The organism is Staphylococcus agnetis (assembly GCF_002901865.1).
Lineage (GTDB): Bacteria > Bacillota > Bacilli > Staphylococcales > Staphylococcaceae > Staphylococcus > Staphylococcus agnetis.
The window spans coordinates 17,869-33,679 of the sequence record NZ_PPQF01000025.1; the positions used below are offsets into that span (position 1 = coordinate 17,869).

Here is a 15,811-nt window from a genome sequence, read left to right on the forward strand (position 1 = left end):
TCCTCCTTTCGCTACTTATTATTGGTTAGCTTTAACAGCTGTTTGGATTTGAACAAAACCTTTTTTAGGGCCAGGTACGTTACCTTTAACTAAAATTACGTTGTTTTCCGTATCAACTGCAACAACTTCTAAGTTTTGAACAGTGACAGTATTACCGCCCATACGGCCTGGTAATTTTTGTCCTTTAAATACGCGTGACGCATCTGACGCCATACCGATTGAACCTGGTGCTCTGTGGAAATGAGAACCGTGTGACATAGGTCCACGTGATTGGTTGTGACGCTTGATCGCACCTTGGAAACCTTTACCTTTTGAAGTTCCTGTTACGTCAATGATGTCGCCTGCTACAAATGTATCAACTGAGACTTCTTGACCTACTTCGTATTCATCAACATTAATGTTACTGAATTCACGAATGAAGCGCTTAGGTGCAACGCCAGCTTTTTTAGCATGACCTTCAGCTGGTTTGTTTGCGTATTTGTTTGATTTGCTATCTTTTTTATAAGCAAGTTTGTCATCGAAACCGATTTGTACTGCGTTGTAACCATCGATTTCTTCAGTTTTCTTTTGTAATACTACGTTTCCTTTTGCTTCTACAACTGTTACAGGAATTAAGTCTCCGTTTTCACCAAATACTTGAGTCATTCCAATTTTTCTTCCTAAGATTCCTTTGGTCATCGAAAGTCCACCTCCTAAAATTTTCTATTATAATTTAATTTCGATGTCTACACCTGATGGTAAGTTTAAGCCCATTAAAGCATCAACTGTTTTTGGTGTAGGGTTCACAATGTCGATTAAACGTTTGTGTGTACGTTGTTCGAATTGTTCACGAGAATCTTTGTACTTATGCACCGCACGGATGATTGTGTACACTGATTTTTCTGTTGGTAATGGGATTGGTCCTGATACGTCTGCACCAGAACGTTTCGCAGTTTCAACAATTTTTTCAGCTGATTGATCAATTACACGGTGATCATAAGCTTTTAATCTGATTCTGATTTTTTGTTTTGCCATAATTTACCCTCCTTATTCGTCTTCATTAGTGATAAGACTTCTCCACGAAAACTATCTCACACAACGCCATGGCAAAGCGGCCGGGTGTGTCAGTAACCTTTCGCTTCATCGCATTAAAAAGTCCAACATTAGACATTTTACACGAAATGTTTGAGTACTTCAACCATTTTATGTAAAATCTTTTGTCTAATTCACATACCCCATTATTTTACTCTAAATAAGAGGCTACATCAACACTTTTTTATGAATTTCTTTAATCTTTTTATATCATTGAAATGCGTTTCAAATACTTTATGTATGTACAATTGGTTGAAGATACATTTTGATTAAAATGTGGTTAATCAGTTCAATCATCTATCTTAATGTATGTTTCTTCATAATTTTAAAAAACAGCCTCCCCTACGTGTATAAAAAAACTGTCACTGAATATTATTGTTCAATGACAGTTTCAATATTTTAACCATGTACAAATACGAAATATAAAATAAATATAACAAGTAAAGCATACATAATTGGATGTACTTCTCTATGGCGCTTTGTCAAGACCATCGTTATTGGATAAAAGATAAAGCCACATGCGATACCTGTAGCAATAGAATATGATAAAGGCATCATAATGATGGTTACAAATGCTGGTACTGCTACTTCAAAGTTTTTCCAACTGATAGAGGCAAGGTTTGATGCCATAAGCACACCGACAACGACAAGTGCTGGTGTTGTAACAGCCGGTGTCACAACTGCCATTAATGGACTAAAGAATAGTGCTAATAAGAAACATATTCCCGTAACGATACTTGCAAATCCCGTACGTGCACCTACCGCTACACCTGACGTTGATTCAATGTACGATGTTGTTGTTGTCGTACCAAATACCGCACCCACCATTGTTGCTAACGAATCTGAAAACAGTGCACGACCTGCGCGTGGCAAACGATTGTTTTTCATAAATCCAGCTTGAGAAGCTACAGCAACGATAGTCCCTGCTGTATCAAAGAAATCAATAAATAAGAACGTTAAAATAACAATTAAAAACTGTACTGTAAAGAGTTGTGCTGGGTCTTGAAAAGCTTCAAATGCTGCACCAAATGTTGGTGCGATGCTTGGTACTTTACCAATGACACCAGATGGTGGAGCGATTTGTTGCGTGATAAGCCCCGCTATTGCTGTTATCACCATACCAATAAAAATTGCACCAGGAACTTTTTTAGCATAGAGCACAATTGTAATCACGATACCAAATACAGCGAGTAAGACATGTGGTTCCGTCAATTTACCTAATGTTACTAACGTTGCATCTTGGTTCGTAATAATACCTGAACTTTGTAAGCCTACAAAAGTAATAAATAAACCTATACCTGAAGATACAGCCATTTTCATTTCAAATGGAATGGCATTAATAATGGTTTCACGTAGACCCGTTGCGGTTAAAATTGCAAATATAAACCCTGAAAATAACACACCTGTCAAACCTGTTTGCCAAGGGATGCCCATTGTTAATACAACTGTAAATGCAAAAAAGGCATTTAATCCCATACCAGGGGCGAGGGCTATCGGATACCTAGCGATGATACCCATGAATAAACACCCTACAAATGCAGCAAGGGCCGTAGCAACAAAAATCGCACCTTGATCCATTTTTTGGTCAGCTGGTACACCATCAACTCCAGCCAAGCTTAACACTTGAGGATTGACTGCTAAAATATAAGCCATTGATAAAAATGTTGTTAATCCACCTAAAATCTCTCGTTTGAAATTAGTTTGATGTTCATCAAAACGGAAGTATCGCTTCACTTTAATTAGCTCCTTTAATCAAAATACTTACATATTTTAATATGTTTCCTTAGCGATTTCAATACAAATTCCGAACTTTATAATTAGAAAAATGCTTTAAGTTCGATTTTTAGCTACAATTTCAATCCTTTTAAAGCGTCTTTAAACGGATTGTTATCTAATTCATCATCTTTCATATATTTTTTCATATCTCGATGCGATACTTTATCTTTTCCTTTAGACTTTAAACGTTGATTCATTTGCGCTTGTGTCTCTGTATGGCCACATACACAACGGTATGTTGCTTGTCCTCCTGTACCAAATTTAGTCAGCCTTTTTTTACATTTTGGACAACGTGCTTTCGTTTGGGTTTTGACGTCTTTCTTTGTTTTACATGATGGGTCTTGACACACAAGCATTGAGCCATTTTTTGTTTTTACTTTTAACATAAACTTACCGCATGTTGGACATTCCGCTGATGTTAAGTTATCATGCTTATATTTTTGATCACTTTCTTTTATCGTTTGAATGACACGGATTGTAAATTGTTTCATTTCATCGATAAATTGTTGACGTTGATATGTGCCCTTTTCTATCTTCAATAATTTATCTTCCCATTCTGCGGTAAGTAGCGGCGATGTTAATTCTTGTGGTGCTAATGATAAAATTTGGGCACCTTTTGATGTCACTTTTAACTTTCCATCTTGGCTCTCAATCGCATTCATCTTAAATAATTTTTCGATGATGTCTGCTCTTGTCGCAACGGTACCTATGCCACCAGTTGCTTTTAATGTTTCAGCAGAACGCTTGTCATTTAAATTAAAAAATTGGTCAGGACGTTCCATTGCTTTAAGGAGCGTTCCTTCATTAAAGTATGCGGGTGGTGTCGTTTGATGTGACTGCACATTCACATTTGACACTTTCACATGTTCTCCTTGATGAAACGGTATCTTTACTTGCGTCGTAGGTGCATCATGGTGTAATGCTTTAAAACCGAGTTGTTTCGTTTCAATGCTTTTATATAAAAACGAAGCGTGTTCCATTTCCCCTAGTATTTGACGTTCACTATAAATATAAGGATCTGATAAAACTTCAAGAAATCGTTGTACCACAAGTAAATATATTCTTTTTTCGTTTGCACCTAAATCATCCATGTATGGACGGACTTCTGTCGGTATAATGGCGTGGTGGTCTGATACTTTTTGATTGTTAATACATGAGAGTCTAGACGTAAACTGCTTTTTCATCAGTGTTTGCGCATAGGTTTTATATTCCGTACCCATAACCGCTTGAAGACGTTCTTTAAGTGTCCCAACCATATCTGTCGTTAAATAATTCGAATCAGTACGTGGATACGTCAATACTTTATGGCGCTCATACAGACTTTGTAAGGCATTCAGTGTCTGTTTCGCACTTATTTTGTAACGTTGATAGGCTGCTTGTTGAAGATCCGTCAAATTAAATAAGCGACCTGGATATGATTTTTTCTCTTTATCTTTAATTGTTTTTATCACCATGCTTTGATGTTTGAGTTTCTCGCCAAATTGCTCTAATTTTTGCAGATCATACTCACGCTGTGTTTGAACAAGTTTAAATGGCACATCATTCACTTTAACTTCCATTGTATAGTAAGTTTCAGGTTTGAAATTTTTAATTTCTTCTTGACGTTGTTGAATTAATTTTATTGTCGGTGTTTGAACTCGACCAAGAGATAGCTGAGCATCATAGCGTGTTGTCAAAGCTCGCGTCGCATTAATACCAACAATCCAATCCGCTTCACTACGCGCTAACGCCGCTTGATATAAAGGATAATAGTGTTTTGCATCTTTTAAATTGCGAAAGCCTTGTTGAATCGCTTTTGTCGTTACAGAACTTATCCATAATCGTTTTAACGGTTTTTTAACACGAACTTTATCTAGAATCAAGCGCGCTACCAATTCACCTTCTCTACCTGCATCGGTAGCAATAATAATTTCCTTCACGTCATCTCTTTTTAATAAATGCTGAACGGTATTAAACTGCTTACGTGTTTTTCCAATTACGACCGTTTTCATATGTTTTGGAATAATCGGTAAGGCTTCTAAACGCCATTGTTGATAAGTTTTATCATATTGTTCTGGTGTCGCATTTGTGACTAAATGCCCTAATGCCCATGTAATAATATAATGTTGATTTTCGATATATCCATTTTTTTCATTAGAAACATTTAACGCCTTTGCGATATCTCTACCGACTGAAGGTTTTTCTGCTAATACTAAAGATTTCATCATTTTACTCCTGTTTAAACTTTATAATATTGTTATTGTACCATGCCTCTAATGTGGATACTTCCATTTCATCATAAAACAACTTATAATTAGCTTAAAGAAACTATTAAGGAGGGGCACTATGAAGGTCAGTCAAGTCACTTCCGTTGATCGTATTTCAAACTTTATTAAGGAAAATATATCAACTTCACAGTCTTATACAAATAAAATTCCTGTTCATTATCATACAGCATATGATATGTATCTCAACGAGGCATTGAATACGACGGGTATTTTTATACTTGAAGAAAATGACGACATACAAATGGCGCTCATGTATATACCATATCTTGAAAATCGTTTTAAAGTCATTGGACCTATTACCAAAAAAGACTATATCCCTACTGGAGACGCCTTTGAAAAACTATTTAGAGAAGCGACACAACATAACGCGCCACACGCGACCTATTATTTTTCCTACGCTGCTGAAAATGAACACATTAAAGCCTATATGAAAACGATTGGTGCATCCTATACATTTACAGATTACCATCTTTCTACACAGACAGACTTGGGAGAAACTGAAAACATTCATCATATCATCGATTATAAATCAGCTTACTTCAAATATTTCAAAAAACTACATGAAGACACATTTTCTCACAATGCAATGCGTGCTGAAGAAATTACGGAAACTTTAGATGACAACCACCGCCTTATGTTATATATGGCTGAAGGATTACTTAAAGGGTATCTATATTTAATTCTTAACAAAGACCAAGGTCATGCAGAAATTCGTTATTTTTCATCACATACCCACTATCGTCTTAAAGGGATCGCTTTTGATCTCATTCAACACGCGATTCACATCGCACTGTCTCAAGAAGGCATCGATAACGTATATTTCAAAATACGTAGTAAAAATCATCGATTAGTTGAACGTTTTCATGAATTTGGGTTTGAAATGACATCTGAATATCGTAAGTTTAAGCTTGTAAAGTAAACTTTGGTCTTTATTAAGGCATAACCCCATGCGTCTTAATTTAAAGATGATGGAAAACGCCTTCAGCGTAAAAGAATACGTTGAAGGCGTTTATTTTATATTAGGATAAACCACTTAAGGTACTGCAATAAAGAAATGTTGATACATATATAGAATCCCTATACTAATCACTACAGTCATGTTACTCGCCATGGCAATCATCGGCAATGTGCGATACTGAAACTGTACAGCATAAGATAGTGTGGCTACCCCAACAGGTAATAACCAAATCAATATCAATGTTGTTTTAATCATGTCATCAGAAACTGGTAAAAAGAAATAGACGAGACTCCCAAACAAGAGCCCTAAACCATAATGTATACCTACATATTTAAACGTCAATGGTAGATAACGACGTTCAATTTTAAAATCTAATAATACACCTAATAACATCATCGATAATGGTAAATTGGCTTTTCCAAGCAAGTCAAAGAAATCGATGATAATGGGTGGAATTTTAATTGTTAACAAACAAAGAGAAATCATCACGATATAAGTCATTAATGGGATAGAACTTAAACATTTTAAAACGATTGTCTTAATGTTTAATGTACTTTCCGCATTTTTGAAATATCCTGCGATGATATATGTAACACCAAACATGAGAATGGCACCACCGATATCAGCCATACCAAAATACAGTAAACCATATTTCGGCCACATTTGTTCTACAAGTGGATATGCAAATATCCCAATATTTAAAGAAGCCATCAGCATCGCCACAGTACCTCTTACTTCATTGTTATATTTAATAAACAATATGATGACTATCAATTTAGTTATAATGCCGTACAATATCATCAAAATGGGCAACAAGGATAGTGAAGGTGTTAACGTGGCACCATTTAAATTTACAATAACGACTGCGGGTAATGTAACGTTCAGAACAATTGTCGTCATCACTTTTGCTTCCGACCCCTTAACATATCCAATACGTTTCAAAATATATCCTAGTGCTATGAGTAATAAAATCATTATAAAACGCTCTGTCACACCATCCCCCTCTTTCGTTAATTATTGATATAATTTAAATGAATCAATACATCATTTATCATATTCATTTCATTATCCTTATTGATGCATGTTATAATGTTGAAGACAAAAGGAGGCTAGTTTTATGAATTTAGAAGCCCAACTACAAGAACTCAAATTAGATTATGTTCGATTACAAGGTGATTTAGAAAAACGTGAATCTATGGGACAACATATTGACCCTTTAATCAAGCAAATGGAATCTATTGAACATAAAATTTCTGAAGTACGGTTGAAAATGGAACAGGACTGTTTCCCACAATCACATCAATCGTCTCATCAATAGATTTAGAAAGGACAAACCAATGCTCATATACTTCCTTTTATTGCCGATATTATATTTAGTTATCAGTTACATTAGCATATTTAAAATGCAAGTAAAGTTAGCAACAATTTTACGTCTCTTAATGGGACTCATTTTAATAATTGTCATTGCAACTTCATTAATTTATTACACATGGATGACATGGTGGGTGTTTGTCGTGTTACTCTTATTAGTTGCTAACGTAGAGACAACTGCATTCAAACACGGAAAAAATGATAAAAAAGGCGTAGACATATTAAATATGATGACCGTACTCATAGTTGTTATTTATGTCATTTTAGCAATTGTACTTTTATAAATGACGCTTCATATTTAACGTCCCTTTAATATTCACCTTAAAAGTTGTGATTGAGGTATCAACTTTTAAGGTTTTTTCTATATCTTCTCCACTTTATACTCATTTATCATGTTCAAGAATGGTAGCATTCAGCAATAGATGTCAGTCGACGCAGTGCTTCTTTTAACTGTACTTCATCAATTGCAAAGGACACACGCACATAACCTTCCCCTTGTATGCCAAACGGATGACCCGGCGCTACTAAAATAGAACACTTTTTTAATAAATATGCTACAAATTGATCACTCGTAAACCCTGGAGGGCATGGCAACCACAAGAATATGCCACCTTTAATTGGCTCAAAAGGAATTTTCGCGACCGTTAGTGCTTTCTCTATAATATCTCTTCGCTTTTTAAACGTTTGTGCTTGAAGACGCAACACATCGTCACATTCATTTAACGCAACGGTGCATGCATCTTGTAACGCCCCATACATACCCGCTTGTGTATGTGTATGATATTTTTTCAATTGACGTATCATATCTTCATTTCCTACTGCAAAACCTACACGATACCCCGACATGTTATAGCCCTTTGAAAATGAAAACACTTCAATCGCACGTGTTTTCGCACCTTTTGCTGCAAGAATACTAGGATTGGCTGCATCAAAACCAAAAGCCTGATAAGCAAAATCATGGACAATCATCGTCTCTGTACCTTCAAAATGATTTATTGTCTCTTGAAAGAATTCGGGTGTCGCAACAGAGCCAGTAGGGTTATTCGGATAAGTTAAATACACTAACTTAGCTTGAGAGGTGTCTAACTTATCCCATTGCGGAAGATACCCATGTTCTGGATACAATTTCATCGCATGTGGCTGACCATGAGCAAGTAAGACACCCGCTTCATAATCTGTATAACCTGGATCTGGTAATAATACCTCGTCCCCTGGCTCAATAACACAAGTAGGTAGCGCCACCAAACCATTTTTTGTACCATAAAATAAACACACTTCCGTTTCAGGATCTAACGACACATTAAAATGACGTTGATAAAAACGGACGATAGCTTGTTTAAATGTACTTTTACCTTGAAATGCCAAATATTTTTGATTCTCTGGTACCCGGATGGCATCTGTGAGTGCATCTAAAATACGTTCAGGCGTATTGGCGTCCGGAATACCTACTGCCAAATTGATCAAAGGCAAAGGTCCATGTTCCACCGCTTTCCCCATCGTTTTTCCAAAGTAACTTTCTGGAATATGCTTTAAAATTGATGTTTCTTTCATAAGATGTCCCCCTTTGAATATCATGTTAAATGGCGTAATGATACATAAAAGGGAAGAACATGACCTCTTAAGGATGCACGCTTCCCTTTTATGGTTAACGCATAATTTAGGCTGAAACAAGTGATAGACTATATGGCAATACTACAATATAGTAGTCAACGTATTTCTAATAGCCTACCAAAATCATAAGAATTCGTCAATTTGCCTTTTTACGCGTAAATTTATTTTTTAAAGTAAACAAGATTTCGTATATCACTGGGACTACGATTAACGTTAATAATGTTGAAGATAATAGTCCTCCAATGACTGTGGCAGCTAACCCTTTAGAAATTAATACTGAGCTATTTTGTCCAAAAAGTAACGGCACTAATGCGCCAATCGTTGCAATTGCAGTCATTAATATAGGTCTAATACGCGTTCCACCCGCTTCTATTAATGCTGCTTGCATTGGCATGCCTGACTTTTCATTATTGATGACACGATCAATCAATACAATTGCATTCGTGACAACGATCCCGATTAACATCAGTAAACCAATCATACTAGGCACCGAAAGGGTTTCTCCTGTCGCTATTAACGCAATCACCACACCAATAACGGTATATGGTAATGAAAATAAAATTGTAAACGGCGCAAGTCCACCTTTAAACGTTAGCACTAATACTAAATAAACAATAATGATTGCTGCACCCATCGCAAGTAACAATTGAGAAAATGCTTCAGTGATATCATCATTGGTGCCACCAACTTGAGTTTTAACATTGTGCGGTGTGTCCATTTTTGAAAGTTTTTGAGAGACTTCTTGTGTTATCGTTCCGACATCTTTACCAGAAAAATTCGCAGTAATCGTACTCGTGTAATCCCCTTTTTCTTTCACAAGTGCATTTGGCGTCGTCGTTTGGTGTAATTGCGCAATGTCACTCAATTTAAGATTTGGATTCTGAGGTGACGGTATCGGTGTATTTTCGAGTTTTTTCTGCGTCCATTGCGTCTCTTTGTTTTGCTTAACAACCACATCATATGTTTGACGGTCAGCTTTAATTTTTGAAATGGTCATATCTGGTATATTTTGATTCAGTAATAGTGCAAGCTGTCCTGCTGTGATACCATTTTCGCTTGCACGTTGTTGATCTATCTTCACTTCATATTGCGCATAAGTTTCGGTTAAATCTGATTTCACATTTGTTAAACCTTTCACTTGAGCCATGCGTTTCTCAACCTTTTTTACAGTACCTTTTATCGCTTCTGTAGATGGGCCTGTAACCTGAACTTCGAGCTGATTGGAGCCTGTTCCTGTACTCATATCAAGATTTTGCCAATCTCCTGCATGATGATATGAGGCAATATGTTTTAATACTCGCTCTGGTTCTGTTTTGAAATTCGGTGTATCACTATCATATTCGACCATTAATGCGGTACTGTTCGTACTTCCTGTAGGGTCAGCCGGAGAAGGGCCACCCACTGAGTACTGTACATTTCTCACATGTGGTTTATGATTCAAATACTTTTGAACTTGTTCAGCATTTTTTAATACATCGTCTTTGGTTTCACCTGGTTTTGGCTTATAGGTTAATGCCATAAATTTATCTTCACCAGTAGAAATAAAGCTCGTACCGATTTTCATACTACCGAGCACCACACTACCGATTAATAGCAGAGTACTTAAAATAATAACAATCCACTTATGATTCAGGCTCCATGATAAAACACGACGATATCCCTGTCCTAACTTTCCAAGATGATGTTTCGGTTGCTTTCTTAAACCATTTTTAAAAAATACTGATCCTAGCACAGGTACGATTGTGATAGATACAAGTAATGACGCGAGTAAACTGAATGTTACCGCATACGCAAATGGTCTAAACATTTCACCTACTGAACCTGTTACAAAGGCGAGAGGTAAAAAGACCACGATGGTCACTATCGTTGATGACATAATCGGGATAAATACTTCTTTCGTCGCTTGAATGATTAATGGGTCACCTGTGAGCTTTTCATCCTTTTTCGCTAATCGTCTATAGATATTCTCAATGACAACAATTGCATCATCAATCACTCGGCCGACTGCCACAGTTAAAGCACCTAATGTTAAGATATTTAATGAAACATCCGTAAGCTTTAATGCAACCATTGCAATCAGAATAGACAATGGAATCGATACGACAGAGATGGCAGTCATCTTGATATTTCTTAAAAATAGCAATATCACTATAATTGCAACGATGGCACCTAACAATGCTTTTTCAATCATCGTCGATAGCGCATCTTTAATTGGCTTTGCAGTATCCATGATCTTGACTGTTTTAAGGTTGTCCTGTGTTTTAACAAAGTCTTTAATCGTTTGATCCACTTCATTCGCTACAGCTACTGTATTGGCATCTTGAGCTTTAACAATTTGGACGTCCACAGCATCTTTTCCATTTGTTTTTGATATAGATTTGCGTTCATCTTGAAGTTTTATAGTTGCAAGTAATTTTAATGGTACCGTTTCCTGTGGTGATGAATTGTTCCCGCCTTGGGATGCAACCATAGGAGGGGAATTTGTCCCATTCTCGCTTTGCCCTTGATTTTTATTATCAGATTGCCCCATAGATGAAGGCGGTTGCGATGCAATTGCCAATGGTATTTCTAGATTTTCAAGCGCATCCATTGATGTAAATTGACCATCTATGACTACTGATTTTTCAGTATTGCCAAATTGAAATAATCCTAAAGGCGTTTCTTTCGAAGCATTTTTAATATAGTCGGAAACTTGTTGCTGGTTTAATCCGACTTCTTGGAGTTTTTGATCATTAAACGTTATTGTAGCTTGACGTGATGTCTGACCATTTACCGTCGCTCGTTGCACACCTTTAATTTCTTGTAATTTAGGAATCAACTCATCCTCTACAGCCTTTGTCGTTGCTTTTACATCATTATGTTGATTTATAAATGAATACGCGACAACAGGAAATGCATACATTGAATTCCGCTTAATCTCAGGGTCTTTCACACCATCAGGGAAAGACATTTTTTGAAGCGTTTTTTGTAATTCTTGCTCAGCTTTATCTAAATCAGTTTGATCATCAAATTTGACAGTGATCAACGATGCGTTAGATAAAGATTCTGTTTTTACACTTGTTACATCCGCCATTCCCCTAATTTCTTCATCTATAGGATTACTGACTTCTTTCATCACCGTCTCAGGTGTAGCACCTGGCATTGTGGTTGTAATTGTCATCATAGGTGGTTCAGTATCTGGCAACAATTCTAATTTCATTTTGAAACTAGAATACCCCCCGCCCAAAATAACGAGCAATACCATTAACATAATTGCAAATTGATTTGATAGTGAAAAATCTATCAACTTTTTAATCACTTACATCGCCCCTTTATTCCTCTAAATGCTTTATTTACCTATCTATATACTCAAAACGTGATGATTTATGTGCACTGAATCACAACACTATATATAAAAAACGATGAAGTATGTTTCATTTGAGGTCACTTCATCGCTTTATCTATCTACTTATGAATTTTTCAACTTACGTATGATTTTGATTTTTAATTGTGTTAATTGCGGTTTAAACTGTTCTACTGCTTTATATACAATCGGGTTTAACACAAAATCGAATTCACCTATTTTTTCGCTTAAATAAGTACCCCAAGCTTTTTTAAACGTCCATAAGCCATAATGACTTGAATCTTTATCTGGATTATTATCTGTTCCGCCAAAATCATATGTTTTAGCACCTTTTTCACGCGCATATTGCATCATCTTAAATTGCATATGATGATTTGGTAAGAAATCACGATGATCATTAGATGACGCGCCATATAAGTAATAAGATTTATGACCACAGAACATTAAAAGGGCACCAGATAAATATCGCCCTTCAGGATGTGTTCGCTCCAGATTTTCTAAATCCTGAATTAAACTATCCGTTTTTTGTTGTTTATTTTTCAAATCATTGATTTTATTCAATGTTTTTTTATCTTGTTTTTTGGCTTTCAATCTTGCTTCTTCTTTATCTTGTTCTTGACGTTCTGCACGTAGTTCTTCTAAAACAGGTTTCGGTTCAAGTTTTACTAAAAACAATTCTGCATCACCATCTTCATGTAACGCATCGTAAATTGTTTCAAAGTAAGAGACATCTCGCGTTAAAAAGCCATCACGTGCACCCGTTTCTTTCATCAAATCCGCAAAAATCTTTAAATCTTCACGGCCCTTACGTTCTACTTTTGTTCCACGTTTTAAAGCTAAGCGCACTTTAGAACGATTACGGTTGTCGAAGCTTTTAATTAAAGCATCGTCCGTTTGATCTAATGGTGTAATCATAGTCATACGTGGCTGTATATAATCTTTAGAAAGACCATCTTTAAAACCTTTATGCTTAAACCCTAAAGACTTAAGACTGTTTACAACTGAATGTCCCTCGTCCACCTCTACATCTGGATCAATTTTAATTGTATATGCCTTTTCAGCTTTAGCGAGTTTGATGGCTTCAGCTAACAATGTTTTCACAGCTAATGTTTCTGAATAATCCACGACAAAACCGCGAGAAGCGTAACATAGTGTGAAAGGTGTACGTGGTATTTTTTTGAAAAGAAGTTGAGCGACGCCTTTGATATCTCCATTTTCACCTACTGCGATACGTTTTGCATACCATCCTGTTAATTTTTTTGTTTCACCCCACTTTGTGAGTTGAAGCAAATCACCATTTGGATGATTTTTCACAAATGCATCATGTTCTTGATCCGTGATATTGATTAATTTCATATCTACTGACTCCTTTAAATCTGCTTTGCCCATATTTATTTTAACCTAAGCGGTATATCCATTTCTTATATTCATAAAAGGATATGCTATACTTAAATTGAAAATGGAGGCCTTCACATGAGAAATATTGTTTTAATTATTTTAACACTCATTCAACTTATTGTATTCATGATTTCAATGATTTATATGATTAAAATAGATTTCTTGAGTTTGCGTATTATGCTAGTAGCTTTAACGACTGTATTAGCTATTTTCTTTATTTTATTGCATGAATCGAAGTGGCAATTATATATAGCATGCATCGCACTCATTTTAGCATTGATTCATATAGGTTGGTTAATTCGAACGATTTATCTTGTCATCTACGCTTAATTTGGAATAAATTGATAATTTGCGCCATGCGTGCGTATTAAAACAGGTGCCTCTATCGTTGTATCTGTGATATATACCGTATCTATCACATCTTGCCGGCCTTCAGTAATTTTAAATTTTACTTTTTTAGCTGGACTGTATAAAACCGTATGTTTATCAGTTTCTTCAATGGTTTCCATATCAAACCACCGTTTCCAATTATAAACCATTGTTTGACGTTGGTGCGTTTTAAACTCTACCATATCAATGTTCAAATGAGATTGAAATACATCTTTTAAGTCTTCGTAGCGACTTTCATCATCTTGGTTCCATTGAATGAAAAAGGGCATCATCATATCATACGCATGGTCGTTAACATAGAGTAATTGCCATTCTATAAGATGGCCTTTTTTATTATATCGCGTCATTTTTACAGGACCAACCGTTTGCAACCCACGTTCTTGAAACTGTGTTTTTAATAGGTGAATATCTTTTGTACGAAAACAAATTTTTTTAAACCCTTGTTTGTAACCATTCTTCATAACAGCAGTTGCAAAAGACAATTTACCCTCTTGTGTTTTAGATTGGTGCTTTATTTTACCTTTATCAAAAACATCTATCAGTTCTATGTACGATAGGTCGATTTGGACTAAACGGTTAAATGTCCCTAACTTTTCATGTTGCCCGCCTTTGTGAATTTTTAGAAATTCTCCCGGAAATTCAAAATGATTGAGCCCTTTTACATAATGAATAATATGATCCAGTTCGATATCGACCATATGTGCTCCTCCTCAATTACGTCTTACTTTCTATTTTATCAAAGTTTTACCATAATAGCTCTTACGTATCATTTACCATTACCTTAAATCTTAATTAGTATCAAAAGCGCTTTCCAATATGCATGATATAATACGATTAACGTTAATACTGAAAGGAAGTTATCTATGAAACCTTCATTACTTTTTGACAGTTTCACTAAACTTTACCGTCCTTATATAAAAATGGTTCAACCTATAATGACCGACTATGACTTACATCCTGCGCAATGGTTGATTCTTAAAGATATCGCAGTCAACGTTGATACAACACTTGTACAAATCTCAAAACGTCGGTCCATTGAAAAACCAACCACACGTAAAATTTTAAAAGCACTTGAAGCACGTGAATGGATTGTTGCACGAACTGGGGAAGATCGTAGAGAAAAATTACTTCAACTCTCACCTAAAGGACAGGACGTTTATGAACACATGACCTCTAAAATCGCGACGCTACAACAACAACACCTTGAAGCGTTAAATATTTCAGAAGAAGAATATTGTCGGACAGTTGAGATACTCGATCAACTATACGATTCAATGATTTCTCATATCAAAACACAACATACATCATTTTAATATGCATGCTTGAAAGCCTAATGTGGCTTGCGTACAGTACTCATTAAAGCGTGCTAACGGCAATCAATGACGTGATACATTATATCTATCGCACACGCTATTATGCGCCAAGAGTATTTGATTTCTACATCAATACCCGTTTTGTCGTCTTATTATGTGAATAAACCATTGTATTTATGATAAGCGACGCTCAAGACCCCTGTGCTTAAAACCCTAATTTTAAAATGATTTTACCCTTTTTTTACATGTTTTTAATCTAAATAAATATTGATACTGATATACTTAAATAAATTAATAAATTGTTAGGAGTGTT

General features: G+C 35.7%; 14 protein-coding genes. 5 read left to right on the top strand and 9 right to left on the bottom strand.

Translation table 11 applies throughout. The features are described from left to right. Positions 1 to 18: 18 nt before the first annotated feature. From rplC to CD172_RS04535, 4 genes are all read right to left on the bottom strand, one after another. Complete coding sequence (gene rplC / locus CD172_RS04520; protein WP_103345585.1) at positions 19 to 678, bottom strand: 50S ribosomal protein L3; 660 nt, start codon at positions 676 to 678, stop codon at positions 19 to 21. Positions 679 to 705: 27 nt separating this feature from the next. Continuing rightward, positions 706 to 1,014 carry a 30S ribosomal protein S10 gene (rpsJ, locus tag CD172_RS04525; RefSeq protein ID WP_001118667.1) on the bottom strand — a complete coding sequence of 103 codons (309 nt, stop codon included), beginning with the start codon at positions 1,012 to 1,014 and terminating at the stop codon, positions 706 to 708. Positions 1,015 to 1,470: 456 nt separating this feature from the next. Continuing rightward, complete coding sequence (locus CD172_RS04530; protein ID WP_103345586.1) at positions 1,471 to 2,805, bottom strand: NCS2 family permease; 1,335 nt, start codon at positions 2,803 to 2,805, stop codon at positions 1,471 to 1,473. Positions 2,806 to 2,918: 113 nt separating this feature from the next. Beyond that, positions 2,919 to 5,051, bottom strand: coding sequence for a DNA topoisomerase III (locus CD172_RS04535; RefSeq protein WP_103345587.1), 2,133 nt, complete (start codon positions 5,049 to 5,051; stop codon positions 2,919 to 2,921). 121 nt (positions 5,052 to 5,172) lie between these two features. Here CD172_RS04535 and CD172_RS04540 point away from each other — a divergent pair, with 121 nt between their 5' ends. Then, positions 5,173 to 6,033 carry a GNAT family N-acetyltransferase gene (locus tag CD172_RS04540; RefSeq protein ID WP_103345588.1) on the top strand — a complete coding sequence of 287 codons (861 nt, stop codon included), beginning with the start codon at positions 5,173 to 5,175 and terminating at the stop codon, positions 6,031 to 6,033. Between the two features lie 114 nt (positions 6,034 to 6,147). On the opposite strand, the gene CD172_RS04545 is transcribed toward CD172_RS04540, so the two are convergent. Beyond that, positions 6,148 to 7,065: an AEC family transporter gene (locus CD172_RS04545; protein WP_103345589.1), complete on the bottom strand. Its 918-nt coding sequence runs from the start codon at positions 7,063 to 7,065 to the stop codon at positions 6,148 to 6,150. Positions 7,066 to 7,189: 124 nt separating this feature from the next. Between CD172_RS04545 and CD172_RS04550 the strand changes: the two genes are divergently transcribed. Beyond that, positions 7,190 to 7,390: an SE1832 family protein gene (locus tag CD172_RS04550; RefSeq protein ID WP_103345590.1), complete on the top strand. Its 201-nt coding sequence runs from the start codon at positions 7,190 to 7,192 to the stop codon at positions 7,388 to 7,390. A gap of 19 nt (positions 7,391 to 7,409) precedes the next feature. Beyond that, positions 7,410 to 7,727: a membrane stabilizing protein MspA gene (gene mspA / locus CD172_RS04555; RefSeq protein ID WP_060551608.1), complete on the top strand. Its 318-nt coding sequence runs from the start codon at positions 7,410 to 7,412 to the stop codon at positions 7,725 to 7,727. Positions 7,728 to 7,839: 112 nt separating this feature from the next. Here the strand turns inward: mspA and CD172_RS04560 are convergent, their stop codons facing one another. From CD172_RS04560 to CD172_RS04570, 3 genes are all read right to left on the bottom strand, one after another. Further along, entirely contained in the window at positions 7,840 to 8,994 is a 1,155-nt protein-coding gene (locus CD172_RS04560; protein WP_103345591.1) for an aminotransferase class I/II-fold pyridoxal phosphate-dependent enzyme, read from the bottom strand. A gap of 196 nt (positions 8,995 to 9,190) precedes the next feature. Next, on the bottom strand, positions 9,191 to 12,352 hold the full coding sequence (locus CD172_RS04565; RefSeq protein ID WP_103345592.1) for an efflux RND transporter permease subunit: 3,162 nt from the start codon (positions 12,350 to 12,352) through the stop codon (positions 9,191 to 9,193). A gap of 150 nt (positions 12,353 to 12,502) precedes the next feature. Beyond that, positions 12,503 to 13,753 carry a lipid II:glycine glycyltransferase FemX gene (locus tag CD172_RS04570; protein WP_103345593.1) on the bottom strand — a complete coding sequence of 417 codons (1,251 nt, stop codon included), beginning with the start codon at positions 13,751 to 13,753 and terminating at the stop codon, positions 12,503 to 12,505. Between the two features lie 117 nt (positions 13,754 to 13,870). Between CD172_RS04570 and CD172_RS04575 the strand changes: the two genes are divergently transcribed. After that, entirely contained in the window at positions 13,871 to 14,125 is a 255-nt protein-coding gene (locus tag CD172_RS04575) for a hypothetical protein (protein ID WP_060551612.1), read from the top strand. Here CD172_RS04575 and CD172_RS04580 read toward each other — a convergent pair. Next, the gene (locus CD172_RS04580; RefSeq protein ID WP_037567079.1) at positions 14,122 to 14,883 is read right to left on the bottom strand and encodes a VOC family protein; all 762 of its coding nucleotides are present in this window, start codon (positions 14,881 to 14,883) and stop codon (positions 14,122 to 14,124) included. The genes CD172_RS04575 and CD172_RS04580 overlap by 4 nt on opposite strands. A gap of 165 nt (positions 14,884 to 15,048) precedes the next feature. Between CD172_RS04580 and CD172_RS04585 the strand changes: the two genes are divergently transcribed. Beyond that, on the top strand, positions 15,049 to 15,498 hold the full coding sequence (locus CD172_RS04585) for a MarR family winged helix-turn-helix transcriptional regulator (protein ID WP_103345594.1): 450 nt from the start codon (positions 15,049 to 15,051) through the stop codon (positions 15,496 to 15,498). The last annotated feature ends 313 nt before the right edge of the window (positions 15,499 to 15,811 follow it).

What these genes read in the sequence shown, in the direction of transcription:
- CD172_RS04540 (WP_103345588.1), top strand. Translation starts at nt 5,173, where the DNA reads ATGAAGGTCAGTCAAGTCACTTCCGTTGATCGTATTTCAAACTTTATT.
- CD172_RS04575 (WP_060551612.1), top strand. Translation starts at nt 13,871, where the DNA reads ATGAGAAATATTGTTTTAATTATTTTAACACTCATTCAACTTATTGTA.
- CD172_RS04580 (WP_037567079.1), bottom strand. Translation starts at nt 14,883, where the DNA reads ATGGTCGATATCGAACTGGATCATATTATTCATTATGTAAAAGGGCTC.
- CD172_RS04550 (WP_103345590.1), top strand. Translation starts at nt 7,190, where the DNA reads ATGAATTTAGAAGCCCAACTACAAGAACTCAAATTAGATTATGTTCGA.
- rpsJ (WP_001118667.1), bottom strand. Translation starts at nt 1,014, where the DNA reads ATGGCAAAACAAAAAATCAGAATCAGATTAAAAGCTTATGATCACCGT.
- CD172_RS04560 (WP_103345591.1), bottom strand. Translation starts at nt 8,994, where the DNA reads ATGAAAGAAACATCAATTTTAAAGCATATTCCAGAAAGTTACTTTGGA.
- rplC (WP_103345585.1), bottom strand. Translation starts at nt 678, where the DNA reads ATGACCAAAGGAATCTTAGGAAGAAAAATTGGAATGACTCAAGTATTT.
- CD172_RS04570 (WP_103345593.1), bottom strand. Translation starts at nt 13,753, where the DNA reads ATGAAATTAATCAATATCACGGATCAAGAACATGATGCATTTGTGAAA.
- CD172_RS04535 (WP_103345587.1), bottom strand. Translation starts at nt 5,051, where the DNA reads ATGAAATCTTTAGTATTAGCAGAAAAACCTTCAGTCGGTAGAGATATC.
- mspA (WP_060551608.1), top strand. Translation starts at nt 7,410, where the DNA reads ATGCTCATATACTTCCTTTTATTGCCGATATTATATTTAGTTATCAGT.
- CD172_RS04585 (WP_103345594.1), top strand. Translation starts at nt 15,049, where the DNA reads ATGAAACCTTCATTACTTTTTGACAGTTTCACTAAACTTTACCGTCCT.